At 63.7% G+C, this 23,871-nt stretch carries 28 protein-coding genes; 4 read left to right on the top strand and 24 right to left on the bottom strand.

Annotation, left to right across the window (positions count from 1 at the left end; genetic code table 11):
• Positions 1 to 3 precede the first annotated feature (3 nt).
• The 16 genes from AC56LW_RS11625 to AC56LW_RS11700 form a co-directional block, all read right to left on the bottom strand.
• On the bottom strand, positions 4 to 558 hold the full coding sequence (locus tag AC56LW_RS11625; protein ID WP_499634377.1) for a DUF3261 domain-containing protein: 555 nt from the start codon (positions 556 to 558) through the stop codon (positions 4 to 6).
• The gene (locus AC56LW_RS11630; protein WP_499634380.1) at positions 536 to 2,914 is read right to left on the bottom strand and encodes an MMPL family transporter; all 2,379 of its coding nucleotides are present in this window, start codon (positions 2,912 to 2,914) and stop codon (positions 536 to 538) included. Before AC56LW_RS11630 ends, AC56LW_RS11625 begins: the two co-directional genes overlap by 23 nt.
• The gene (locus AC56LW_RS11635; protein WP_499634382.1) at positions 2,911 to 3,513 is read right to left on the bottom strand and encodes an outer membrane lipoprotein carrier protein LolA; all 603 of its coding nucleotides are present in this window, start codon (positions 3,511 to 3,513) and stop codon (positions 2,911 to 2,913) included. Before AC56LW_RS11635 ends, AC56LW_RS11630 begins: the two co-directional genes overlap by 4 nt.
• Positions 3,510 to 3,944 (bottom strand): acyl-CoA thioesterase, encoded by a 435-nt coding sequence (locus AC56LW_RS11640; protein ID WP_499634385.1) that lies wholly within the window; start codon positions 3,942 to 3,944, stop codon positions 3,510 to 3,512. Before AC56LW_RS11640 ends, AC56LW_RS11635 begins: the two co-directional genes overlap by 4 nt.
• Positions 3,937 to 5,496, bottom strand: coding sequence for an HAL/PAL/TAL family ammonia-lyase (locus AC56LW_RS11645; RefSeq protein ID WP_499634388.1), 1,560 nt, complete (start codon positions 5,494 to 5,496; stop codon positions 3,937 to 3,939). Before AC56LW_RS11645 ends, AC56LW_RS11640 begins: the two co-directional genes overlap by 8 nt.
• Positions 5,483 to 6,433: a lysophospholipid acyltransferase family protein gene (locus AC56LW_RS11650; protein WP_499634391.1), complete on the bottom strand. Its 951-nt coding sequence runs from the start codon at positions 6,431 to 6,433 to the stop codon at positions 5,483 to 5,485. Before AC56LW_RS11650 ends, AC56LW_RS11645 begins: the two co-directional genes overlap by 14 nt.
• On the bottom strand, positions 6,421 to 7,161 hold the full coding sequence (locus tag AC56LW_RS11655) for a glycosyltransferase family 2 protein (RefSeq protein WP_499634393.1): 741 nt from the start codon (positions 7,159 to 7,161) through the stop codon (positions 6,421 to 6,423). Before AC56LW_RS11655 ends, AC56LW_RS11650 begins: the two co-directional genes overlap by 13 nt.
• Positions 7,162 to 7,163: 2 nt before the next feature.
• Positions 7,164 to 8,237, bottom strand: coding sequence for a methyltransferase (locus tag AC56LW_RS11660; protein WP_499634396.1), 1,074 nt, complete (start codon positions 8,235 to 8,237; stop codon positions 7,164 to 7,166).
• An 8-nt stretch (positions 8,238 to 8,245) separates the two neighbouring features.
• The gene (locus AC56LW_RS11665; RefSeq protein WP_499634399.1) at positions 8,246 to 9,943 is read right to left on the bottom strand and encodes an ApeI family dehydratase; all 1,698 of its coding nucleotides are present in this window, start codon (positions 9,941 to 9,943) and stop codon (positions 8,246 to 8,248) included.
• Positions 9,936 to 10,481 carry a COG4648 family protein gene (locus AC56LW_RS11670; protein ID WP_499634402.1) on the bottom strand — a complete coding sequence of 182 codons (546 nt, stop codon included), beginning with the start codon at positions 10,479 to 10,481 and terminating at the stop codon, positions 9,936 to 9,938. Before AC56LW_RS11670 ends, AC56LW_RS11665 begins: the two co-directional genes overlap by 8 nt.
• A gap of 4 nt (positions 10,482 to 10,485) precedes the next feature.
• Positions 10,486 to 10,776, bottom strand: a complete 291-nt coding sequence (locus tag AC56LW_RS11675) for an acyl carrier protein (protein WP_499634404.1) — start codon at positions 10,774 to 10,776, stop codon at positions 10,486 to 10,488.
• Positions 10,777 to 10,785: 9 nt separating this feature from the next.
• On the bottom strand, positions 10,786 to 11,040 hold the full coding sequence (locus AC56LW_RS11680; protein ID WP_499634406.1) for a phosphopantetheine-binding protein: 255 nt from the start codon (positions 11,038 to 11,040) through the stop codon (positions 10,786 to 10,788).
• Positions 11,033 to 11,803: a lysophospholipid acyltransferase family protein gene (locus AC56LW_RS11685; RefSeq protein ID WP_499634409.1), complete on the bottom strand. Its 771-nt coding sequence runs from the start codon at positions 11,801 to 11,803 to the stop codon at positions 11,033 to 11,035. Before AC56LW_RS11685 ends, AC56LW_RS11680 begins: the two co-directional genes overlap by 8 nt.
• Positions 11,793 to 12,539, bottom strand: coding sequence for a beta-ketoacyl synthase chain length factor (locus AC56LW_RS11690; RefSeq protein WP_499634411.1), 747 nt, complete (start codon positions 12,537 to 12,539; stop codon positions 11,793 to 11,795). The genes AC56LW_RS11685 and AC56LW_RS11690 overlap by 11 nt, the downstream gene beginning before the upstream one ends.
• Positions 12,540 to 12,685: 146 nt before the next feature.
• A complete protein-coding gene (locus tag AC56LW_RS11695) occupies positions 12,686 to 13,117 on the bottom strand; it encodes an acyl-CoA thioesterase (protein WP_499634413.1) in 432 nt (143 codons plus the stop codon).
• Between the two features lie 17 nt (positions 13,118 to 13,134).
• Positions 13,135 to 13,911, bottom strand: a complete 777-nt coding sequence (locus tag AC56LW_RS11700) for an SDR family oxidoreductase (protein ID WP_183553104.1) — start codon at positions 13,909 to 13,911, stop codon at positions 13,135 to 13,137.
• Positions 13,912 to 14,093: 182 nt separating this feature from the next.
• On the opposite strand from AC56LW_RS11700, the gene AC56LW_RS11705 reads away from it, so the two are divergent.
• Together AC56LW_RS11705 and AC56LW_RS11710 are read left to right on the top strand one after the other, a co-directional pair.
• Positions 14,094 to 15,770 (top strand): electron transfer flavoprotein-ubiquinone oxidoreductase, encoded by a 1,677-nt coding sequence (locus AC56LW_RS11705; RefSeq protein ID WP_332533724.1) that lies wholly within the window; start codon positions 14,094 to 14,096, stop codon positions 15,768 to 15,770.
• Positions 15,771 to 15,955: 185 nt separating this feature from the next.
• Positions 15,956 to 16,255: a hypothetical protein gene (locus AC56LW_RS11710; RefSeq protein ID WP_499634416.1), complete on the top strand. Its 300-nt coding sequence runs from the start codon at positions 15,956 to 15,958 to the stop codon at positions 16,253 to 16,255.
• Between the two features lie 60 nt (positions 16,256 to 16,315).
• Here the strand turns inward: AC56LW_RS11710 and AC56LW_RS11715 are convergent, their stop codons facing one another.
• The gene (locus tag AC56LW_RS11715; protein WP_499634419.1) at positions 16,316 to 17,155 is read right to left on the bottom strand and encodes a transporter substrate-binding domain-containing protein; all 840 of its coding nucleotides are present in this window, start codon (positions 17,153 to 17,155) and stop codon (positions 16,316 to 16,318) included.
• Positions 17,156 to 17,216: 61 nt separating this feature from the next.
• Positions 17,217 to 18,326 carry a Gfo/Idh/MocA family protein gene (locus tag AC56LW_RS11720; RefSeq protein WP_499634421.1) on the bottom strand — a complete coding sequence of 370 codons (1,110 nt, stop codon included), beginning with the start codon at positions 18,324 to 18,326 and terminating at the stop codon, positions 17,217 to 17,219.
• A gap of 126 nt (positions 18,327 to 18,452) precedes the next feature.
• Here AC56LW_RS11720 and AC56LW_RS11725 point away from each other — a divergent pair, with 126 nt between their 5' ends.
• Positions 18,453 to 19,424: an SMP-30/gluconolactonase/LRE family protein gene (locus tag AC56LW_RS11725; RefSeq protein ID WP_499634424.1), complete on the top strand. Its 972-nt coding sequence runs from the start codon at positions 18,453 to 18,455 to the stop codon at positions 19,422 to 19,424.
• Between the two features lie 6 nt (positions 19,425 to 19,430).
• On the opposite strand, the gene AC56LW_RS11730 is transcribed toward AC56LW_RS11725, so the two are convergent.
• The 5 genes from AC56LW_RS11730 to AC56LW_RS11750 all read right to left on the bottom strand — a co-directional run bounded on the left by AC56LW_RS11730 (position 19,431) and on the right by AC56LW_RS11750 (position 22,080).
• On the bottom strand, positions 19,431 to 19,835 hold the full coding sequence (locus AC56LW_RS11730; protein ID WP_332533729.1) for a hypothetical protein: 405 nt from the start codon (positions 19,833 to 19,835) through the stop codon (positions 19,431 to 19,433).
• An 88-nt stretch (positions 19,836 to 19,923) separates the two neighbouring features.
• Positions 19,924 to 20,385 carry a metallophosphoesterase family protein gene (locus AC56LW_RS11735; protein ID WP_499634451.1) on the bottom strand — a complete coding sequence of 154 codons (462 nt, stop codon included), beginning with the start codon at positions 20,383 to 20,385 and terminating at the stop codon, positions 19,924 to 19,926.
• Positions 20,386 to 20,391: 6 nt separating this feature from the next.
• The gene (locus tag AC56LW_RS11740) at positions 20,392 to 20,682 is read right to left on the bottom strand and encodes a DUF378 domain-containing protein (RefSeq protein ID WP_332533730.1); all 291 of its coding nucleotides are present in this window, start codon (positions 20,680 to 20,682) and stop codon (positions 20,392 to 20,394) included.
• A 144-nt stretch (positions 20,683 to 20,826) separates the two neighbouring features.
• Positions 20,827 to 21,444 (bottom strand): YcbK family protein, encoded by a 618-nt coding sequence (locus AC56LW_RS11745; protein ID WP_332533731.1) that lies wholly within the window; start codon positions 21,442 to 21,444, stop codon positions 20,827 to 20,829.
• Between the two features lie 111 nt (positions 21,445 to 21,555).
• Positions 21,556 to 22,080 (bottom strand): GNAT family N-acetyltransferase, encoded by a 525-nt coding sequence (locus tag AC56LW_RS11750; RefSeq protein WP_499634427.1) that lies wholly within the window; start codon positions 22,078 to 22,080, stop codon positions 21,556 to 21,558.
• A 221-nt stretch (positions 22,081 to 22,301) separates the two neighbouring features.
• Here AC56LW_RS11750 and AC56LW_RS11755 point away from each other — a divergent pair, with 221 nt between their 5' ends.
• Positions 22,302 to 23,321 carry a sulfate ABC transporter substrate-binding protein gene (locus AC56LW_RS11755; protein ID WP_499634430.1) on the top strand — a complete coding sequence of 340 codons (1,020 nt, stop codon included), beginning with the start codon at positions 22,302 to 22,304 and terminating at the stop codon, positions 23,319 to 23,321.
• A gap of 60 nt (positions 23,322 to 23,381) precedes the next feature.
• On the opposite strand, the gene AC56LW_RS11760 is transcribed toward AC56LW_RS11755, so the two are convergent.
• A partial coding sequence (locus AC56LW_RS11760) for an IS1595 family transposase (protein ID WP_499634433.1) occupies positions 23,382 to 23,871 on the bottom strand: 490 nt, incomplete at its 5' end.

Here is a 23,871-nt window from a genome sequence, read left to right on the forward strand (position 1 = left end):
CGCTCATTCAGTGGCGGCCACCACGGTCAGGCGATAGCCGTAGCGCACATTGTCCAGAACCGCAGTACCCTGCCAGCGCGGCATCGTGCTGTAGGTTACCGTGGCCACCACAGCGCCGTCACGACTGAGCGTGCGGCGCAAGCCGTCATCGACGATCGTCCAGCCAGGCGGCAAGGCACGCGCGATCTCGGCAAGCGGCCACAGGGTCAGTTGCAGGTCTTCCAGTACATCGGCAGCGCGCACCTGGGCCGGCAGCATCGCATGGCGCCATTCCTTGACCTCACGCCCGTCGAAATCCAGGCTCAGGACACGCATGCCCATCGCCAGGCCCACCAGGCTGACGCGCTGTGAATCGACTTCGAGCGCGGCAAGCAAGTCGTTTTTCATGCCAGCGCGTTCGACGCTCAACTGCTGCTGCACGCTAATGGTCTCGCCCAGCGCGGCGGGCGCCAGGCGCAGGCCAAGGCGCGTGGGCGCTTGCGGCGCGGTGCCGCATGCTGCAAGAAGGATCGCCAGCGCGAGCGGCGCGGCGCATTTATACCAGGACGGGCGTTGCATGCATCGATTCCTTGGAAACGGAAAAACAGGGAGCGAACAACCACACGAGCGCAGAGCCGACCAGCATCGTCAACCCGAACGCCTGCAGCGCCGGCGTGCCGCTCAGCGCCAGTAATCCGAACGACAGGATGGTGCTGGCGGCCGAAAGGCCAACGGCCAACCATGGCGCATCATCGCCGGCGGCTGACTCCTCCTGCATGAAAATGCCGTAGTCAACACCGACACCGAGCAGCAGCATCAGTGCCAGCACGTGAAACAGCTGCAGCGGCTGGCCGGTGTAGCCAAGCACCGCAAGGGTCAGAAGGCTGGCTGCCGCGGTCGGCGCCAGCACGTGCCAGGTGCGGCTGCGGTAGCGCGGGAACAGCACGGCGAACACCACCACGTACGCGCCCAGCACGACCCAGCCCATGGTCTCGCGATAACTGCCCAGCACCGCCGAAATCCCTCCGACCTTGTCGACCCATTGCACGCCGTCGAGGTCCCTGGCCGCACCGGCCAGCAGCGGCAGCGAAGCGTAGCGCAAGCCGCGCAGCGCGACGATGCTGGCATGCGTCGGTACGCCGCCCACGTCGATCGCGCCCAGCCACAAGTGGCGCCACGGCTGGGCGGCCGGCGTGCGCATGAAATCATCGATAACGAGTGGCCTGGCGTTCGTGCGCAGGTGCGCGGCCGTATCGGCTGCCCATTGAGGGTCTTCGCCGATCTCCTGTGCCAACAGCGACAGCGGGCCGCCATCGGCCAGCAGCGTGTTCTCGACCAGCGTCCTGCGCTCGGCCTGCGCGCGCATGGACGGCACCCAGTTCGACAGTGCCTGGTAGCCGGCGATGTGCTTCTGCGCGATCATGACCTCGAGCCTGCTCTTGAGCGCTTCTTCGCGCTGCAGCACCTCTTCGCTCGACGCGCCACGCACCAGGAAATACTGGACCGGACTCGGTGCGTCCAGCAGCTTGCTCAACTTGATCTGGTCGCGGATCAGGTCGGGCGGCGACGATTGCAACGAGCGGATGTCGTCGTTCGTCGTCAGCTGCAACCAGCCGCCGATCGCCATCACACCTACCAGCAACACCAGGGCAATCGCCTTCGGCTGCTTCGACACACGCGGCCAGCGCGGCATGAGCTTGCGGTATTTGTGCGCCAGCCAGCCCGCCTTGAGCGTCCGACCCGAGATCAGCCCCGGGAACCAGCACACCACCGTCAGCCATGCAAACACGAGGCCCAGTGCCGAGAACACGGCCATGTGGCGCAAGCCGGGGAAAGGACTCAGAGCCAGTCCCAAATACCCCACCACCGCCGCCAGCATGCTCAGGGAGAGGCCTGGCAGCAGACGTCGCAGCAGCGCGGTCGAATCGAGCGCCGGATCCGCGCGCAGACGATGGCACAGGAAGTAGATGCCGTAATCCTGCGCCACGCCGATCAGGCTCGCGCCGAAGACAAGCGTGAGCAAGTGGATCTGCCCGAACAGCAGCCAGCACACGGACAGCGCGCCCAGAAAGCCAATGCCGATGGCCAGCAAGGTCAGGCCGATCGGCTTGACCGAGCGGAAGGTTAGCCACGTCAGCAGGATGATGCCGACGAGCGAGCCAACGCCGATCGTGTGGATTTCGCCGCTGGCCTGGCGGCCGGCAGCCGCAGCGTGCAACAGTACGCCGGCGGTGACGACTTCGGCATCCGGTGCCCCGCGGCGGGCAGCATCGGCGGCCTGGGTCAGCAATGGCACGACCGCATCCTGCGCACCGAGCGAAAAGGCCGATCCCTGCAGCGTGTAGGTCAGCAGCACATAGTCGCGCCCCTCTCCCGCCACAAGCAGGCGTCCGTCGCGCGGACGCACCGGCGTTTCGCCCGCACGTTCCTGCACCCAGCCGGCGAACAGGCCAAACGGATCGTCGCGGAACGCGCCGAGCCTGGGGCCAGAAAACGCGTTATAGAGGCGCGCCAGCGCGTCGTTTTTCCAGAACTCTGCAGACTGTTCGCGCATCTGGCGTTCCTGCGCCGCGCCCACGAGCAGCAGCGCGTGCGGCTGCAGGCCAGCCAGCCATCCTGCCTGCGTGTCGTCGTTCATGGCATCGAACGTCAGCAGCGCGCCATGCGGCGTGAGCACCTTGCGGTAAGCGTCGGCGGCGTGGACTGCATCGTTCCAGTCTTTCGCGCCGACCAGCACCACCACGCGCTGCTGCGCGCTGTCGACCATGTGCGTGAACGACTGTTGCAGAACCGGATCGCGCTTATCCAGCGGCAGCAGGGCCAGGATGTCAGTGTCCGGCACGATGCGCTGGCCCAGCCACAGCCAGGCGTTATGCCCGATCAGCAGGCATACGATGAATGCCCAGGCCAGTGCCAGGCGACGTTGCGTGATCAAAGCTGGGCTGCCTCTTCAGGCAACGCGGCGCCGGGGCCGGTTTTGATGTCGGAGAAGACGATGCTGGTCTGATCGCCGCTCTCTTCAGTCATCTGAATCACGCGCACATGGGCGCCGCCTTCCAGCGAGATCGCGCCAACGGCGCGCGCCAACGCCGCGCTGCGCGCTTTCAGGTCCACCTTCCAGGTCTGGCCTGTGATGCTGCCATTGACGTCAAATAGCGTTTCCAGCTGTCCCAGGTCCCCACCCAGCAGAGAGAACAGCACGCCGTTGATCATGCGCACCGTCGGTTCCTGACTCGCATCCAGTCTCATTGAAACGCGGTCTCCCTGCATGTGGATGATCTCGTCGCGTGTCAGGCGCAGTGTGGTGGGAAAGGGCTTGATGGTGCGCCAAAGGACCCCCTTGCCGGCGACCACGCAGAAGCGGCCCGTCGATACCAATGGCTTCCTCATGCCGGCCAGGCGCTTGGTCTGGTCAAAGCGCCCACACAACTGCTCGGGTTTGGTCAGCATTGCACCGATTTGCGCGATTGGCGCTGCCGCATGCGCGCTGGCGACGCCGACAACGAGCGTCAGCGATAACAGAAGGCCTTTCATTGTGTGGAAACTCCCAATTTGTCGAACAGAATGGCGGGCGAGGCAAAGCACATCTCGCCGCTGGTGATATCCACCGCGACCTGGGTCGTCGTGGCGCGGTTCAGGCGCTTGCCGCTGATCGCGTCCGTGATCGCGTATTCGATGAGCAGGCGATTTTCCCATTCCACGATTTCGGCACGCAACAGCAGGCGCTGGCCGAACGCGGCCGGGCCGGCGTAGCGCAAGTGCATGTCGATAATCGGCCAGCCATATCCCGACGCACGCATCTGTTCGTAGTTGTAATCGATCTTGTCGAGCAACGCGCAGCGCGCCACCTCAAGGTACTTGACGTAGTTGCCGTGCCAGACGATCTGCATCGGATCGAGGTCGAAAAACTGCACCTGCATCTCGACCTCGGCCCACCAGCGTGCAGGGAGCTTCGCCTTACGCATACAGGCTCCAGGCTTGTGCACGAATACGCCCAAGCAACAGGCGCAATTCGAGATCGAGCCGGCGGTCTTCCACCACCGGTGCGATGTCCGTGCTCAGCTGCTCGAGCATCTGGGCCAGTGGAGCTGGCAGCGTACGCGCCGGGTCCAGGCGGCAGCGCAGCCATACACCCTGACGTACGGTGATCAACATGCTTGCGGCGACCTGCTCGGTCAGTTCCAGCACGCGCAGGCAGTCACGCGCGGCGATCGTGCCCATGCTGACCTTGTCCTGGTTGTGGCATTCGGTCGAGCGCGAGAATACCGACGCCGGCATGGTCAGCTTGAGCGCTTCGGCAGTCCAGGCCGACGCGCTGATCTGCAGCGCCTTCAGGCCGTGGTTGATCGCGGCATGCTCACCAGTCATGCCCGAGAGGTTGGCCGGCAGGCCGGCGTTGTAGCGCGCATCGACCAGGAGCGCCATCTGGCGGTCCAGCAGGTCGGCCAGGTTGGCAACCGCATTTTTCATGCTGTCCATCGCAAACGCGATGTGGCCGCCGTAGAAATGCCCGCCATGCAGCACGCGTTCGCCGTCGGCGTCGATGATCGGGTTGTCGTTGGCACTGTTGAGTTCATTTTCGATCCCGGTGCGAAAGAACGGCAGCGCGTCGGCCAGCACGCCGATCACGTGAGGCGCGCAGCGAATCGAGTAGCGGTCTTGCAGACGCTTGCCGTTGCGTTCCTGCTGGCCGGTATAGACCAGATCGTCGCGCAACCAGGCAGCTACCCCCTGCATGCCCGCATGCGGCTTGACCGAGAACAGCGTCTCGTCGAAGTGGTGATCGTTGCCGTCAAGCGCAAACGAAGCCATCGCAGTGATGCGTGTCGTCAAGCGCGTCAGGTACGCGGCGCGATCAAATGCCAGGCAGGCCAGGCCCGTCATGACGGCGGTGCCATTCATGATCGCCAGGCCTTCTTTCGGGCGTAATCGCAGAGGTGTGATGCCGGCCTCGCGCAACGCGTCGGCGGCGGACATCTGCACGCCGCCACGCAGCACTTCGCGCTCGCCGCACAGCACCGCCGCCAGGTAAGACAGCGGGGTCAGGTCGCCGCTCGCGCCCACAGAGCCTTCGCTGGGGATCAAAGGCAGCAGGTCGGCATCAAACAGGCGCACGATCTGTTCCAGCAGACCCACGCTCACGCCCGAGAACCCTTTCGACAGCGATGCCAGGCGCGCGGCCATCACGGAGCGCGTTTGCGACGGGTCCAGGTAAGTGCCCAGGCCGCAGCCGTGATAGGTGTACAGGTGATGCGGCAGCTCGTCCACCAGCGACAGCGGCACGGCCACCGTGCACGAGTCGCCGTAGCCGGTGGTGACGCCGTAGATTGCGCCATCCTCGCGCAGCAGACGGTCGAGGAAATCCGCGCCACGCGCAATCCCCGAGCGAAATTCAGGGTCATCCGACAGCACCGGGCGCGCCGTGCCGCGCGCAATGGCTACCACGTCTTCCAGCGTGAGACGCCCACGGTCGAAACGGACCGTACGTACATCAGGGTTTACATCATTGGACTGCATCAGGACGTTCCGATCCGGGGGTGTGCCAAAAATCATAAAAGTTGAACCATTCGAGCGGCGCGCTCCGCACGTGGTATTCGAGCTGCGCCGCGAATTCTGCCGCGAGCACGCCGAGCGCCGCATCGCGGCTGGCGCGCGGCAGCAGCACGCGTTCGCGCAGGCAAGCGAAATGCAGTTCGTGGCGCTCGCCATTACGCACTGCGAACATCGTGTAGACCGGGCAACCCAGCACCGACGCCATCACGTACGGTCCGACCGGGAACGCCGCGTCGCTACCCAGGAACGGCGCCATCACGATGCGCGGCGCTGGCGACACCGGCACGCGGTCACCGGCGATGACGATGAATTCGCCGCGCTCGATACGCTCGGACAGCTGCATCGCCATCGCAGGCGTCATGTCGGTCACCTGCATCAGATTGAGCTCGCTGCGCGGGTCGAGGCTGGCAAGCATCTTGTTGAATGCCTGCGCGTGGCGCGTGTGCACCAGCACGGTGACCTTCAGGTTCGGTGTCGACAGGGACAGCGCACGGCACAGGTCCAGATTGCCCAGGTGCGCGCACACAAGCAGCGCGCCGCGGCCGGTGGCAATCATCTCGGCAAGCGGTGCGCCGCCGTGCAGTGAAACTTTCGAGAAATCGAACAGGCCGCCCCACAGCAGCATCTTGTCGAGGATCGATTCGGCAAAGGCGCCGAAGTGGCGCACCACACCGAGAAAGCCATGCGACGCGCCCACACGCTGCAGGTAGCGGCTCGATGCACGCCGCGCCCTGCCCTGTGTGGCGACATACCACAGCAGTACCGGGTACAGCACGGTGCGAAACGGCCAGCGGCCGAACACGCGGCAGACCCAGAACAGCAGGCGCATGCCGCCGACGAAGCTCGCTTCGTTGATCGACGCCCAGTGGCGTGCGTCGCGTACGTTGTTCACTTTCGCCATGTGCGGGCCAGCAGGCGTGGAATGCGCGGCAGCATGCCGAAAAACAGTGCCGTGTGCAGGCGCGTGATCAGGACGTTGTCGGTCCAGGCCTTGAAGTGCGAGACGCCGTCTTCGGGGTAACCGACTTTCGTTGGCAGGCTGACCACCTCAATGCCGTCCCAGTACAGGCGCACGAGGATCTCGATATCGAAGTTCATGCGCAGGCCGAGCCTGCGGCGCGCCGCCAGCGCGACGACCGGCGCAACCGGATAGACACGAAAACCGCACATCGAATCGCGGATGCTCAGCGACAGTGTGTTGATCCAGACCCAGACGTGGGTCAGGTAGCGCGCGTACAGGCGCAGTGCCGGCACCGACTCGTCATAAATCGGGCAACCGGCAATGAGCGCCGCCGGCTGCGCGAGGGCGCCCGCCAGGAAGCGCGGGATGTCGTCGACATTGTGCTGGCCATCGGCATCGACCTGCAACACGTGGCTGTAGCCGTCCGTTGCGGCGCGCGCGAAACCGGTCAGCACCGCACCGCCCTTGCCCTGGTTGCTCGCGTGACGCTCAAGCACCAGCCGGTCGGGATACTTCGCAACGAGCGCATCGAGCACGCCGGCGCAGTCCGGCGAGCTGCCGTCATCCACCAGAATGCAGCGCAGGCCGTGCGCCAGCACGCGCGCCACGACCTTGCCGATGGCATGCTCGTGGTTATAGACCGGGATGACGACGCAGGGCTGGAACATGATTAGTCCGACTTGGCAAAACGCAGCAGCGAGTGGCAGTAGCCGATGCCGTCGCGCGCCGTTAACAGGGTGAGACCGGCGTCGCGCGCCAGGCGCACGTAATCGTCGCTCTGATAAACCTTGCTGTTGCCACTGGCGAGCACGGTAAAGTACGGCGACGTGTTGATCAGGCAGTACGACGCGATCTCGTAGCGCTGACGGTCCCAGAATGTGTCGAGCACGAGCACCTGTCCATGCGGCGCCAGCGCTGCAGCCACACGACGGAAGATGCTGGCAATGGCGTCCTCGGAAAAGCAGCTCAGGAATTGGCTCATCCAGATCAGGTTCATGTCGCCCGGCAGTGCGGCCTCGCCCAGCAGATCGGTCGGGTGCAGGCAGGCGCGTTCGCGCAAGCCTGCATCGGTCAATACCGTGTCGGCCACGGCCAGCTGGCCCGGCAGATCGACCAGGTGCAGCACCACCGAAGCATCGTAGGCCAGCGCGGCGAGCGTGAATTTGCCGGTGTTGGCGCCGATGTCCATCAGGCGCCGCGGCGCGGTCGCGAACACGTCCGGCATGATGTCAGGGAACGAGGTGTCCGAATAATAGTGATCGAACGCGAGCCAGCTGGTGCGCGCCGGCTCGGGCAGTTCCGACAGGCCTTCGTACAGCGTTGGCCAGTCGCCGAACACCTTCAGGCCAAGCGGGCGCCTGGCATCGAGCGCATGTTCGAGGTCGAACATGGCCTGATAGCAGACATCGTGATTGAAGTCGATGTTCACCTGGGTGATCGGATCGGTCAGCACGACAAAGCCCGCCTTGTCGAGCGCGTAGCGGCCATCCTCGATCACGACCACACCGGCTGACAGGCAGGTTTCCAGAACCACCTTGAGCGCGTACGCGCTCCAGCGACCATCCTGCGCCAGCATCTCGAGCGACAGGCCGGTGTCGCCGGCGTCGGCGATTGTTTGCAGCATGCCGCGTTTCCAGGCGTAGCGCACGCACTGGAACACCACCGGACCGTAGGCGATTTTTTGCGCCTCGAAGCGCGCGGCGAACGCGCTCTGGCCCTCGGGCGAGAATTTTTTGTTCAGCATGCTGATGGTCATGGCCCTAACTGGATGCGGCCGCTGGCATGTGCGCCGGCGTCGGAGAAATAGCGAAAATTAAGACTGCCCTTGGACAGGTCGTGGACCAGCTCGATCCGTACCGGGTGGCCGGGGCGGATCATTTGTTGAAACTTCAGCGCATTGACGCCAGCGAATGCGCCCGACAGGCCTAAATACAGGCGCCCGAAATGGATCGCCCAGTCAAGCTGCACCACGCCCGGCAGAACAGGCGCCACGCGAAAGTGGCCGTCGAAATACAGCAAGTCTTCGGGGATCGTCAGCGCCAGCAGCGCGCGCGCCGGTTCGGCCTCCAGCACCTTGATGAGGGGGTAGCGCGGGCGCTCTAAGGGGGCTTCGTCAAGCAGCGACAGCAAACCCGCGACCGTCGTCTTGCCCTGGGCATTGACGGGCCAGGCGTCCAGATAGCGCCAGCGGCGTGGCAGCGCGACCGCTTCGACCAGTGGTGCGAGCGCCGCGCGCAGGCGCGTGTTGAGTGCCAGCTTGCCGTCCCCCGCCAGCAACACCCTCCCCGCCTCGCTTGGCAACGCGAAGACTGCGAGCGCCTGGCGTGCGGTCTGCTGCATGCTGACGACCTTCGCTTCGCACACCAGTCCAGTTGTGACCAAGGCCGCTTCGAGAGCATCGAGGGCGATGCGTTTTTCTTCGATCTTGACGATGCGGTCGGCGCGCCCGCGCAACACGAAGCGGCCAGCGCCGGCATCCTCGACGCAATCGGCCAGCGCCAGCCACGGCACAGGGCCGGCGTACGGCGAGGCCACGTCAAGGGTGCCGGAAGGCCCGATGCGCCAGCGCACATCCGGCAGCGGCGTCCAGGATTCACCCGCGTCACGGCGGCGCCAGGCGATGCCGCCGCTCTCCGAACTGCCATACACCTCGATCGGCGCATGGCCCAGCAGGCATGCGGCATGGACCGATGCGTCCTGCTCCAGCATGCCGCCCGAAGAAAACACAGCGCGCAGCATGCCAGTTGCACCGGTCCAGTCGAGGTGCGCAGGCATGCGCTTCAGGTGAGCCGGGCTGGCCAGCAGGATGCAGGGTTGTTGCGCCAGGCTTGGCGCCAGCGTTTCAGGAAATTCGTGCCGTGCCGCGTGAATCGGGCGGCCCGCGGCGAGCGGCCACAGGATGCGAAACAGCAGGCCATAGATGTGCTGATGCGAGACGGTCGAGATCACGTGCGCATCGTGCAGGCCGGCGCCGAACTGGCGCTCTAGTGCGGCGACTTCGCTGGTCAGCTGCGAGAATTGCTTCGGGATCGGCGTCGGTTCGCCGGTGCTGCCCGACGTGAAGACGACGAGTGCTGCGAAATCGTCGGCCGGCATGCGCCAGGCTTCCTGCCAGTCGTCACCAAAAACCGTCGCGACCGGCCGGCAGCCGGCGGGAAAAGTGCCCCAGAATGCATCGACCCGGCCGGCCAGCGCGATGCAATTGGCCGGCAATGTATCTGCAACTAACCACACGGTCTTGTACGTAAGCCAGGCGCCGATCAACGCCGCGGCGAATTCAAGGCTGTCATCGTGATACAGCGCCACGCGGCCCGCATCGCTGCGCGCACCGAGTGCGGCCCAGGCTCGCACGCGTGCCAGGAATGCGCCGTGCTTAACAGGCGCGCCATCGCGCCAGCCGGTGACAGCGTCCTCGCGACGCGCTGCGATCAGGAAAAACAGGTCACGCATGGTGCAAACGCTTGAAGCGCAGGCGCAGCAGATACTCGCCGGCGAACATCGCACCCATCAGGACATACGCGATCACGCCGTTGTAGAGCGACCAGACGGCACTCGACGCAAACAGCGCCGTACCCAGTGCGATGGCGCCATTGATGACGAAGAACACACACCAGGCCTGGGTCACGCGGCGCGTGTAGCGAATGCCCGCCGGCGGCAGGCCCGGTTCGCGCAGGCGCGCCAGGCGCTCGACCATCGACGGTCCCTCCATCAGGCTCGCGCCGAACGCGGCCAGCATCGCACCATTGACCAGCACCGGATAAAGCTTGAGTGGCAGGACGACATTGGCCACTACGGCCATACCCACCAGCAGCAAGGCCCCGGCCGCGCTCCAGCGCGCGGGCCCGCTCATCTTGAGCGTGGGCAGGCGGGTAGCGACTGTCAGCAAGAGCAGCCCGGCCAGCCAGCGCGGCTCGATACGGTCGTGACCGAGCCAGATCGCCAGCGGATACACGACTGTCAGCAGCGCAGTCAGGACATTCCAGTGCACGGATTTACGCCACTTCGGCGTGCGTCTCGACCGGCGCCGTAGTCAAGGCGACCAGCGCATTGACCACATCATCGATCGTGCGGATGGTTTTGAATACGTCCGGCTGCAGGCGTTTTCCAGTCATTTGCTTGAGCTTGACGGCCAGGTCGACCGCGTCGATGCTGTCGATGTCCAGGTCGGTGTACAGGTTCGATGCTGGCGTGAGCGACGCGCGATCGAGTTCGAACATCTCGGCCAGCAGGTCGGCGACCCACACGAACAAGGCGTCGCGGTTCATGTCTTCAATGCGTACCATTTCCTTCTCCTACTTCTTGCGGTTTGCTTCGATCATCGATGCCAGCGCACGCACCGACGCGAAATGACGGCGCGTTTCTTGCGATTCGGCCGACAGGGTAATGCCGTAACGCTTTTGCAGCGCGACGCCGATTTCCAGAGCGTCGATCGAGTCGAGTCCCAAGCCATCGACAAATAGGGCGGCATCGCTGTCGATATCCTCGGGAGTGATGTCCTCTAGCTGCAGAACATCGATGATCAGGTGTTTCACTTCCAGTTCAAGCATGGTGCTGACTTTCTCTCATAAACAACTGTTGCAGGCATTCGGTGAGCCGACGTGCGGCGACGACCTCGGAGGCATCGTGGACAAAATCGTCAACCGCGATATCGTCCAGAACGTCGATGCGAAAATGCGCCTGGTGCGGCGGGACATGCCACCACCTGTCGCCCTTCCCCAACGTGGGAGGATCGCAGCGAATCACGACCGGTGTTACGGCCCTGAGACCGCGTACCGCGATATTGGCAGCGCCGCGCTTTAACGTGGCCGCGCTGCCAGGCGGTGTACGCGTCCCTTCGGGGAAAATGATCAGGTTCCCACCAGCGCGCAGGGAAGCGATGCCATCACCGACCAGGTCCGGGCCTCGATCGTTGCGAATGTATCCGGCAGCGCGAATGGGTCCGCGCATGAAGGGGTTGGTCGACAACGTGCCCTTGACGATGCAGTCGGCATTGGGCACGAACGCGATCAAGAAGACGGTATCGATCAGCGTCGGATGATTCGCCAGGATCAGCTGCCCTCGGCGCTCGAGCTTGTCCAGGCCGCGCACCTCATAGCGCAGTACACCGAGCAGGCGCATGACGCCGACAAAGGCCCGGAAACTCACACTCACCGCACCGCGTGCGGCGCGCTGATGTGCTGCCGGTTCGTGCACGCACAGCGCCAGCAGAGGGAATACCATCACGCGCAGTACCACGCCACCGATACCGAACAGCGCAAAGGAAAACCCCGTCGCGAGAACGCGCCACAGGCGCCCAATGCTACTGCTCATAGCGGCGCCAGGACCAGCGCTTGCCCGCTGCTTCGCGCACCAGCAGGCGGTCGTCGCTCAATTGAAAACGCAGTACATCGAGGCCACCGGGCATACGCGGAACGGATGGATCAGCAGAATCGGTTTCCTGCCAGGCCAGGCACAGAGCAGGCACACCGGCCTGAACAGGCACGATGGCCCACGCAAATGCAAACGGCTGCTCGTCGCAATCCTGAAATACCGCGTACGGCTCTGGCAGCGCCATATCGCAAGCCACGATCAACACCATCGGTGCGCCGTCAGCCAATTGGCTGCAAGCCTCGATGACGGCATGCTCGAAAGTGGCAGCGCCAGCGGCCAGTGCAACATGGTTGGCGCAGTCGGTACGGGCTATGGAGAACAGTCCGGCGCTGGCGTTGTGCACAGCCAGGCCAAATGCGGTTGGCGAGAGCGGCTCGCCGCGCGCCAGGTCACGCAATAATTCGACCGAACGCACGACTTCGCCGTGTCGAGAACAGAATACAGTAGGGACATTGCGGTCCTGTCCGAGACAGCCATAGGCGACTTCGAGCGCCATCCGACCAAGCAGGCCGGCGCGGCGGCGCAGCATCGGGGGCATCGCGGCAACCCTGGGCTCTTCGCCCTGCGTCAGTGGCCGCGGTGCCTTGGACCAGGCAACCCACCCTTCCTGCGTCGTTACGCCGGGCGACCACGCCGCATGACGCGCAATGGAGAAGATGACCTCGTTCTCGTACATACCATGCCATCAATGGGGAATCGGCGCGCGCCAGACGGCGCCCGGAAAAACTGAGACGATTATAGCCGCTCAGTTTCCTACCGGGAAATACTAAGTGTTAAAAATCAGGAAATTTGCAACACTAACGAAACCGGATCTGCGTTTGATCAAACCCCAGGCAGCACGTTTTTGAGCGCAGCCGGCAATGGGGCCGACTTGCCCACCTTGAAATCGACCCACACCACCTTGGCCATGCCGTTGGCGTGCACCTCGCCCGGTGCGCCGTTCGCGTCCAGCAGACGGATTTCGTGCGACACCTCGATGCTCGAGCGCCCCGGCGGCGCAATGAAGGTACGCACCTCGATCTCGCCTGGATAAGTCAGCTGCTTGAGGAAGTTCATCGATGCGTTGACGATGACGGGACCCTGGTCGCGCGAGTCGGGCAAGCCGCCGACCTGCTCGAGCCAGGCGATGCGGGCCGACTCGATATAACGGAAGTAATTGGTATTGTTGACGTGCCCCATGGCGTCCATGTCGCCCCAGCGGATTGGCATGCGCATGGTGTGCACCAGCATCGGTGCGGTAGTCTCACTACTCATTCTGTGGTTCCTGGCGTTTAGTGCGCCATCATGCCGTCGTCGGCCGTGATGATGGCGCCGTTGATGAAATGGGCTTCTTCGGCAGCCAGCAGCAGCAGCAGGCCGTCGAGGTCTTCGGGCCGGCCGGCGCGCTTGCGCGGCAACATCTCGACAAGTTTGCGGCCCTGCTCGGTCTCGAAATAATCTTCGTTCGCGTCGGTGGCAATGTAGCCGGGGCAGATGGCATTGACGTTGATGCCGTACTTGCCCCACTCCACCGCCATCGCCTTGGTCATCTGCACCACGCCGGCCTTGCTCATGCAGTACACGCCAATCTGCGGCAGTACCCGCAAGCCCGCCACCGAAGCGATATTGACGATGCGATGCTGCTTGCGCGGGTCGCCCTTGGCGCGCGCGATCATGCGCTTGGCGGTTTGCTGGGCCACGAAGAACGCGCCGCGCAAATTGGTGTCCATGATGTAGGTGTAGTCATCCTCGCCCACGTCGATCAGGCGCTGGGTGGATGATACGGACGAGTTGTTGATCAGGATATCGATCGGCCCCGCCTCGGTTTCGGCATGGGCGATGGCCGCCTTGATGCTGCCGAGATCGGTCACGTCGAGCCGCACCACGTGCGCGGCGCCGCCGTCGGCTTCGATTTCGGCGCGCAGCTCCTTGAGGCGCTCGACGCGACGCGACGCCAGCACGACCTGGGCGCCGGCCCCGGCCAGGGCCTTGGCGAAACGGGCGCCCAGGCCGCTCGATGCGCCAGTGACCATGGCGATCTTTCCTTCGAAATTGACTTCAATGCCCACGTCCGACTCCCCGGTGTAAGTACGATCACGAGTTGCGAAAGCACCATGATCCCACAAATGTCCGGTATTCGATTGTCCCTTCTAATAATGCCTTTACAATGGCCGCGATATTGCAATGAACAGCGAAAACCCGCACACTCGTGCTATTTTCTGATTACCGTCATCCCTTTCCCAAAAAAACCATGACAGAGACAACGAACTTTCTCGAACAATACGGCCCGCGCGAAGCGATGGAATACGACGTCGTCGTGGTCGGCGGCGGCCCGGCTGGCCTGTCGGCGGCGATTCGCCTGAAACAGCTGGCTGCTGAAAAAGGCCAGGAAGTCACGGTCTGCGTGCTGGAAAAAGGCGGCGAGCTGGGCGCGCACATCTTGTCCGGCGCCGTGATGGACCCACGCGCGATCAACGAACTGATCCCCGACTGGAAAGAAAAAGGCGCGCCGCTCAATACCGCCGTGACCGAAGACCGCGTTTTGTTCCTGAGCGAGACCAAGTCGTATGCCACGCCGGCATTCGCCATCCCGCCGGCACTGGCCAATCACGGCAACTACGTGATTTCGCTGGCCAATGTGGTGCGCTGGCTGGGTCAGCAAGCCGAGGCGCTGGGCGTGGAAATCTTCCCCGGCTTTCCGGCTGCTGAAATCCTGTACAACGAAGACGGCTCGGTCAAGGGCGTCGCGACCGGCAATATGGGGATGAAACGTGACGGCGAGCCCGGCCCCGAATTCCAGCTTGGCATGGAGCTGCATGCCAAATACACGTTCTTCGCCGAAGGCTCGCGCGGCCATCTGGGCCGTCAGCTGATGGCCAAGTATGAGCTGAACAAAGGCAAGGACCCGCAAACCTACGGCATCGGCATCAAGGAACTATGGGAAATCGATCCGGCCAAGCACCAGCCGGGTCTGGTGATCCACACCGCCGGGTGGCCACTGCCGAACGATACCTACGGCGGTTCGTTCCTGTACCACCTGGAAAACAACCAGGTCGCGGTCGGTTATGTCGTCGGCCTGTCGTACCAGAATCCGTATCTGTCGCCGTACGAAGAATTCCAGCGCTATAAAACGCACCCGGCCATCCGCGGTTTCTTCGAAGGCGGCAAGCGCATCTCGTACGGCGCGCGTTCGATTACCGCAGGCGGCCTGCAATCGCTGCCTAAAACGGTGTTCCCGGGCGGTGCGCTGATCGGATGCGATGCGGGCTTCCTGAACACCAGCCGCATCAAGGGCAGCCACGCAGCGATCAAGACCGGCATGCTGGCGGCCGAGGCGGCGTTTGCCGCGCTGGGCGAAGGCCGCACGAGCGACGAGCTCACGAGCTTCCCGGCAGCGTTCGAACAATCGTGGCTGCACGAAGAGCTGCATGTCGCGCGCAACTTCAAGCCGTGGATGAGCAAGGGCCTGGTCCTGGGCACGATCATGACGGGCATCGACCAGATCGTGTTCCGTGGCAAGGCGCCCTGGACGCTGCACCACAAGCATGCCGACCACGAATGCCTGAAGCCGGCGTCGCACTTCAAGCCGATCGTCTATCCGAAGCCGGATGGCAAGCTGACCTTCGACAAGCTGTCGTCAGTGTTCATCTCGAACACCAACCACCGCGAAGACGAACCGATCCACCTGACGCTCAAAAATCCGAGCGTGCCGGTCGACGTCAACCTGGCCAAGTACGCCGGGCCCGAACAGCGTTACTGTCCGGCCGGGGTGTACGAGTACGTCAAGCGCGAAGACGGGGGCGACCGCCTGCAGATCAATGCCCAGAACTGCGTGCACTGCAAGACCTGCGATATCAAGGACCCGACGCAGAACATCGTCTGGGTGACACCGGAAGGTGGCGGCGGGCCGAATTATCCAAATATGTGATTGCCGGGCCTTCCGCTTTTATTGCTGACTTTGTAAGAATCATCCTGCAATACCACCGCCAATCTGCTGATTGGCGGTCGACACGAACGGCGTAGCATGGGTCGCTCCTACACCAGTGGCAGGAGGCAGCGATGGGTGATTCCACACGCAGTAATGGCCAATCATCGGGGCGCTCAAACCCCGGCATGCAGCAAAACAGCAATCTGCAAGGCGGCAAGCAGGATATTGCTGGTAACAAGCAATCCACCGGCCAGCAAAGTGGCCGCACGCAGGAGGGCAAGCAGCATGACACCGGCAGCCGGCAAGGCGCTGGTGCCCCACAGCAGAACCAGCAACATGGTGGCCAGCATGCATCAGGCGGCACCCCGGCGCTGGACGACCTGAATGCCGACCGCGCCAGCCGCGACCAGGGTTCGCCGGGCAGCGGGTCCCGGCAAATGGACCAGCAGAGCGACTGGCAAGGCAAGCAGGACAAACAACGCTGACGTGGCACTGTCCACAAAAAAGCGCGGCGCCATGACTGGGCCGCGCTTTTTTTTGCGCCGTCAGGATGGCGGCATGCTGCTGGCGTCGTGACCGAACCACTTGAGCGACAGCGCGCGCAGCGTGCCATCCGAGCGCGCCTCGCGCAGCGCCTTGTCGATCGCCAGTTTGAATGCCGGACGGCTCTTGCGCAGGGCGATGCCAACGGGCTCAGGAGTGCCGATGCGGGCACCGGCCTTCAGTGGAAGCTGCGTCTTGCGGATCAGGTAATGCACCAGCAGGCTGTCGTCAAGCAATGCGTCGATGCGGCCAAAGGCCAGGTCCTGCAGATTCTCAGGCGCGGCCGGATAACGCTTGATGTTGATACCCTGGACCGCCCTGGCCTGCTGCTCGAACACGCTGTTCTGTCGCACGCCCAGTGTGCGGCCCTTGAGGTCGGCCAGCGTGCGGTAAGTAGCGCGCTCGTTCTTGCGCACGATGAGCTGGGACTGCGAATAGCAATAGGGCGCGGAAAAGTCGAACGTTTTCGTGCGTTGTGGCGTGATGATGACCTGGCTGATGGCCACGTCCACCCTGCCCGCACGCACCGCCGGCAGGATCGCGCTCCATTCGGTCAGCACGAATTGCGGCTCGAGGCCGATGCGCGTCGCGACCGCGTGCGCCACGTCGACGTCATGACCGGTCAATTGCCCGCTCGCCGGATCCTTGAAATTGAAGGGGGGATAGGTGCCCTCGAGCGCGATGCGCAGCGTGCCCCGTTGGCCGGGTGAATCTGCCTGGTCTGCCTGGTCTGCCAGGCCCGCCGCGCCCGCCGATGGCGTACATAGTGCGGCTGACGCTGGCAGCGCCAGCAACTGCCCCAGCACCCGGCGCCGCCCCCCGTTTGCGATCCCTTCGGCCATCCCCTTGCCCCCGCGCGGTCAAAGATACGTTATAACCGAAAAGCAGCAGGATGGGCCAGTGTCAGGACCGCACGACGATCCGCTTCTGTTCGCGCGCCGAGCGGTACACGGCTTCGATGATGCGGATGTCGCGCAGGCCTTCTTCGCCAGGAACCAGCGGCTCGCGGTTCTGCATGACGCACTGCGCCATGTGGTCGAGCTGGCCAACCCACTGGTTCGCGTACGGTCCGGGTGGGGGTTTGACCTCCGTCTTGTCGCTGCGTTCCTGGCCCACCCACATGCGCTGGCCGCTGTAGGCAGTGGCCGGTTCCAGTTCGATGCGGCCCTTGTCGCCCATCAGCACGAACTGGTTGCGGTTGGCGCTGTACATCGACATGCACGAGCCGATCGCCCCGGACGGGAACTCGAGCTGGAAGTCGATCATGTCTTCCACTTCACGGAAACGCGGGTCGCTGCGATTGGTCGTTTCTTTGGCGAACACGGCCACCGGCTCTTCGCCGGTCATGTAGCGCGCCGCCTGCAGCGCGTAGATACCGATGTCCATCAGCGAGCCGCCGCCCGACTGCGCCTTCTTCATGCGCCAGGTGTTCGCGTCCCCCGCGACAAAGCCGTGCTCCGAGCGGAAGTAGCGGATCGTGCCGATCGCGCCGGCACGTGCCAGGCAGATGGCTTCGACATTGTGCGGCTCGAAGCGCGAGCGGTAGCCGATCATCAGCTTCTTGCCGGCCTTGCGGCAGGCAGCAATCATCTGTTCACACTCCGCTGGATTGATGGCCATCGGCTTTTCGCACATGACGTGCTTGCCGGCTTGCGCGGCGCGGATCGTGTACTCGGCGTGCATGAACACGGGCAGGCAGATATACACGATGTCGATGTCCGGGTTGTCACGGATGAGGTCGAAATCGCTGTACGAATAGATGCCGCGTTCGGGCACGCCGTATTCCTGCGCCACCTTTCTTGCCTTGGCGGGGTCGCCGCTGACGAGCGCCACGAGACGGCTGTGCTGGCAATTCTGGAACTGCGGGATGATGCGACCCAGGCCATAGCCGCCCAGGCCCACGATCGCGTAGCCGAGTTTGCGGCCGGTGCTGGCCCAGGCCGGGTTTACTGCGCTTGCCGCCAGGACGCCACCTGCAGCCATGACCAGGCCGCGCCGTTGTAAATCGATCATGCTTGTCTCCTCCAATAAGGTTGCGGGAATGTTATCGTCTTATGGAGAGAAGGATACAATTGATTCATTTGAAATGATAGCGGTATCACTGCCCTCATCTAACGTTCACTTTGCCAGGAGTTGCCCATGTCCTTGTCCCCCCGTCGTGCCCCACGTCGCATTCCGCTCGTCCGACTGATGCTTGCCGCCAGTGTCGCCGCTATCCTCTCGCCAGCAGTGTTGGCTGCCCCGGCCGCCAGTTGCAGTGGCAAGGCCCCGTCGGGCGAACTGAAAGCCGAGCGCATTGCGGCGATCACGCCGTCGCGGGGCGAACCAGGCTTGTACGAAGGGGCGGTATGGATGAACGGGGCGCTGTATTTTTCGGACTTCAGCTTCAGCCAGGGTTTTCCGTCACGCGTGCGCAAGTACACGCCGGGCGGTGACGTGACCACCGCCATCGAGGACGCGGGCAGCAATGGACTGGCGGTCGACACCGCAGGGACACTGGTCGCGGCCACCCACAAGTACAAGGCTCTGTCGCGCTACGACCTGGCGGACGGCAAGCGCACGGGTGTCGCTTCACAGTTCCAAGGGCAGGTCTTCAATTCACCGAACGATATCGCCATCGCGGCTGACGGCACGATTTACTTCACGGATCCGGACTATCAGAAAGCCGCAGCGCCCGGCGGCCAGCCGGTGACCGGTATCTATCGCGTGGGGACGGATGGCGCGGTGACACTGGTCGACGGCTCGCGCAAGAATCCGAACGGGATTGCCCTGTCACTCGACGGCAAGACGCTGTACGTGAACGCGAGCGATGGCGCGGTCCGCGCCTACCCGATCAAGAATGGCGTGCCGCAGGCGGGGCGTGATCTGATCAAGGGCATCGAGAATGGCGACGGCATGACGCTGGACTGCCATGGCAACCTGTATTTGACGGAACACGCACCCAAGCGCGTGCGCGTGTTCTCGCCGCAGGGCCGCGAACTGGCGACGATCCGGGTCGACGCCAATGTGACAAATGTGGCGTTCGGTGGCACTGACGGCAAGACGCTGTACATCACCGGCGCCGGCGCCGTCTGGCAATTGCCGCTGGAAGTCACGGGACTGCCCTACTGACACCGCTTACCAGCTGGGGCGCGAACCTGGTCCGAAGTTGTGGCCCGTGACCAGCGTGGTGCTTTGTACGAGCGTCGACAAGCCCAGGATCAGCTGGACGAGCTTATCGTCCGGCAGCACCCAGATCTGGCCGCGCGGCTGCTCGGCGCCGGTGGCGGCCATGATCAGGGGCGCGATCCAGGCGGCATCGCTGTCGACGTCAAGCAGAATGGCGTCAGCCGTCGTCTGCATGTGCACGAGCCCGCCTTCGGCAATGGCGAAGCAGATGCCAACGCCCGTTTCCTGCGGCGTGATCAGTTCCTGCATGGCGGCGTTGTGCTCGTCAATCCAGAGCTCGACGTCTTGCGGCGTCTCAAGCGCGGTCCAGGGACGGGGTTTGAAGCGGGGTGGTTGTTCGGGCGGGAGGGTCATGTGCTGCAAGCAAAAGGGGACGGGGCGTATCTTACGGCAATTTCCATCGCCGCGGGCCAGGTCCACGTTTGCCAGGCTCACGCTTGCATCATGGGATATCGAGCGTCACGAGCCGCACGCTTGCATGCCCATCCTCGATGATGAGTTCGCCGACCGACACGGGCAGCGTAAACCGGCGCCGCCCCGCCGCACCCGGATTGACGTACAGCACACCGCCCCGCTCGATGCAGGCCGGCTTGTGCGTGTGACCGGTGACCACGACGCGCACGCCACTTGCCACCGGATCGATGGCAAGCTCCTTCAAGTCGTGCAGCATGTGGACGGCGACACCACCAAAGTTCACCGTGACGACGTCAGGCAATGCCCGGGCCCAGGCGCCGCTGTCGTTGTTGCCGCGCACGCTCGTGAGCGGTGCAATCCCGGCCAGGCGCTCGAGCGTGGCCGGATCGACGATGTCGCCGGCGTGCAGGATGGCATCGCTACCCTGCAGAAAGTCGAGCGCCTGTGGACGCAGCAGGCCGTGCGTGTCGGCGATCAGGCCAATGCGAATGACCACTTACGCGCGCTTGCTGCCAGCCATCTTGGCCATCGTGACCACCGAGTACAGCGCCGCCAGGCCAACGAGCACGTAGACGACGCGGGTGAGCGTCGAACCCGGCGCGAACAGCACGCCGACCATGTCGATGTCGAACAGGCCGACCATGCCCCAGTTTAGGCCACCAATAATCAATAGCACCATCGCAATATAATCCAGTGCAGACATGGCGGAGCGGCCATGCGTACGCGCCGTCACGCGACGATCGGGCATCGAACGGCGATCCATGGTTGGGGTATTGATTGTTGACATCAGAGCCTCCTGGAAAAGTGACATGGACACCACCGGGGCGGCGCCCCGGCACTTGCTGTCCATACTAGCCCAGGTTAGCAAACACGCACGCACCGTTGCAGCGCATGCACACCGCAGACCCGACACGGGGCTGCGGCCGCGAACTCAGCCTTTCCAGGTACGCGCCAGGCCCGTATCGGCGTGAATCCAGCCACCGCGCGGACCGCTGCGGTAGTAGTAGCCGACACCGCCGCCGCGGAAGCTCTTGATCAGGCCACCGAGCACTTCTTCGTTCAGGTTGGCGATCCGGATATCGGCAGCCTTGCCGACCAGGTGCAGCGACTGGCGCGCTGCCGGGATGCCCTGCTCGCGCAGGCGCGCGTTCGATGCCGGCGAACGGTAGCCCGACAAAATCTCGAGCGGCTTGATGATGCCGAAACGGGCGATGAAGGCCTGGGTGCTCCACAGCATCTCGAACAGCTTCGGATCGATGGGAGCGGACGCCTTGCCGTTCACGTCGCGCAGCAGATGGCACAGTTCCTGGTATGCCGACTCGATGACTTCGCCGTCTTTCCAGTACAGTACGTTGGCCGTCTCGCCGCTTTGCGGGCGCGTGACCGACAAGGTACGTGGCTTGACCCAGAAATCGAGGTCAAGCGCCTGCGAATCGAACAGGTCAGGTGGCGGTTGGAGGTCAGTTGCGGCGGCGGCCAGCGGCGCACCGATGACACCGATGGCGGCAAGGCGCGCGCCCTGATGGAGGAAGTCTCTGCGGGAAGCCATATATGCGTTGGTGTGACTCGTGAATATCGATGGGCCGTACTATAGCGTATTCGTCATGGATAGCGCTGTGTGGCGTGCTGGGGGCGTGCAGCGTGCGGGTTGGTCGACTGTTCAGTCGCTGCAGTTGCAGAAGCGCTTGCGCGCGCCGCCTTCGCTGGTGCCGTCGAGCCGCTTCCACATCAGGTCGCTATCGAGGCCGAAGCAGGATTTTTCCTTGCCCGCATTGCTGTAGCCGTGGCGCTCGAAGAACGTGCTTGCGCCAGCCGGGCTGTGCAGATGCAGCTTGCTGATATTCCAGGCACGCGCCTGCTCTTCGACCGCCGCCAGCAGCGCCCGGCCCACGCCGCAGCGCAACGCATCGGGCAGCACGTAGCACAGCGCCACCTTGCCGGCCGGGGTCAGCAGCGTCAACCCGACCATCCGCCCTTCACTCTCGGCAACGACGGCAAAATTGGCGGGCGCGGCAAACCAGGCGGCGACGGTGGCCGGCGTCTTGTTGCCGAGCCAGGCGTCGAGTACTGCTGGCTGGCCATGGTGGTCGGCACTGCAGCCTTCCTCGATGGAGCGGCGCAGCAGATTGCAGGCTGGCGCGGCGTCGGCGGGAACTGCCTTGCGGATTTCAATACGCGTGGACATCGATCATCAACATAAATACGGTACAAAGACGTGAGGTGGCGACAGATGGCGTCCCCGGCTTAACACGGGCTCGACTATACACTGAAAGGCAACGACCCTGCTGGCGGCAGGGACAAGCGCATGATGGGCATAACCATATGACGAAAGTATTGTTCCGTTTGACGGCCGCATCGGGGAACATGCACGCTGTCACTCCAACTTCAAGCAAGCGAGACCACATTATGCGCATCACCTCTCCGAACACGCTGCGCCGCTCGATCCTGGCGCTGGTCCTGGCTGCCGGCAGCGCCGTGCCGCTGCACGCCAGCGCCGCCGGGCCAGAGCTGCTGAACGTGTCGTACGACGTCGCCCGTGAATTGTACAAAGAAATCAACCCGGCGTTCATCGCATCCTACAAGCAGCAAAGCGGCCAGACGGTCGAAGTCAAGCAGTCGCACGGCGGCTCGAGCAAGCAGGCGCGCGCCGTGGCCGATGGCCTGGCGGCGTCGGTTGTCACGATGAACCAGGCCAATGACATCGACATGCTGGCCGACCGCGGCCTGGTGGCAAAAGACTGGGCCAAAAAGTTCCCGAACAATGCGGCGCCCTACTACTCGACGATGGTGTTCCTGGTCCGCAAGGGCAACCCGAAGCAGGTACGCGACTGGCAAGATCTGGCACGTCCTGGCGTGGCCGTGATCATCCCGAATCCGAAGACCGCCGGCAACGGCCGCTACACCTATCTGGGTGCGTGGGGTTCCGTGATCAAGAAAGGCGGCAATGAGGCCGCTGCCCGCGACCTGGTCTCGAAGATCTTCAAGAACGTGCCGATCCTGGACGGTGGCGGCCGCGCCGCGACCACCACGTTCACCCAGCGCCAGATCGGCGACGTGCTGGTGACATTCGAAAACGAAGTGAGCATGGTGCGCAAGGAGTTCGGCAACGACTTCGAAGTCGTCTACCCGACCAGCTCGATCCTGGCCGAGTCGCCGGTGGCCGTCGTCGACAAGGTCGTCGATCGCCAGAAGCTGCGTCAGCCTGCTACGGCTTACCTGAACTTCCTGTACAGCCCGGTGGGCCAGGAAATTGGGGCCAAGCACTTCATGCGCGTTCGCTCGGAAGCGGTCATGAAGAAGTACGCGGCCAACTACAAGCCGATCAGCCTGTTCACGGTTGACGAAGTCTTCGGCGGCTGGCGCGCAGCGCAAAAGCGTCACTTCGACGATGGCGGCGAGTTCGACAAGATCTACACCGCGAAGTAATCCGCATCACCTCACGACAGCCCTGCCATGTGCAGGGCTGTTTGCATGGCTCAGTCAGCGTTATCTGTTGATGACGTTGATGGCAACGCGAAGCAACTGTTCCGGCGAAATAACCCGCTCCCCATCCAGCGCCCAGCGCCAGCCCAGGTAATTGGGCAGGTAGCGCGATGCCACGCCACGAAAGCCCTGTAGCCACGCCTTGAAGCGCTGGTGGTAGGCGTTCACGTTCTGGACATGAATGGCAAGGCTGCCCAGACGCCTTGCACGCACACCGGCGCGCACATTGACCGCCTCGTGCGCGATCCTGTGCTTGCGGGCAAAGGCGCGGTAAGCGGGATGGCCATCACTGACCAGCAAGGCCTGCCGATCGAGCCTGGGCAGCAAGTCACGCTCGAGTTGCGCAGTCTTCAGCGCACCGCGCCCGGTGACGGCATCGATGGTGCGCCCTTCGCGGTCGCGCGCGACCAGGATGCAATCGAGTTCACCGGAAATGCCCCGTTTGGCAGCATGGCCGCCACGGCGGCGCGGTGGCCGATCGAGTGTGCGCGAA

The sequence above is a fragment of the Telluria sp. LT2P80 genome, assembly GCF_059685955.1.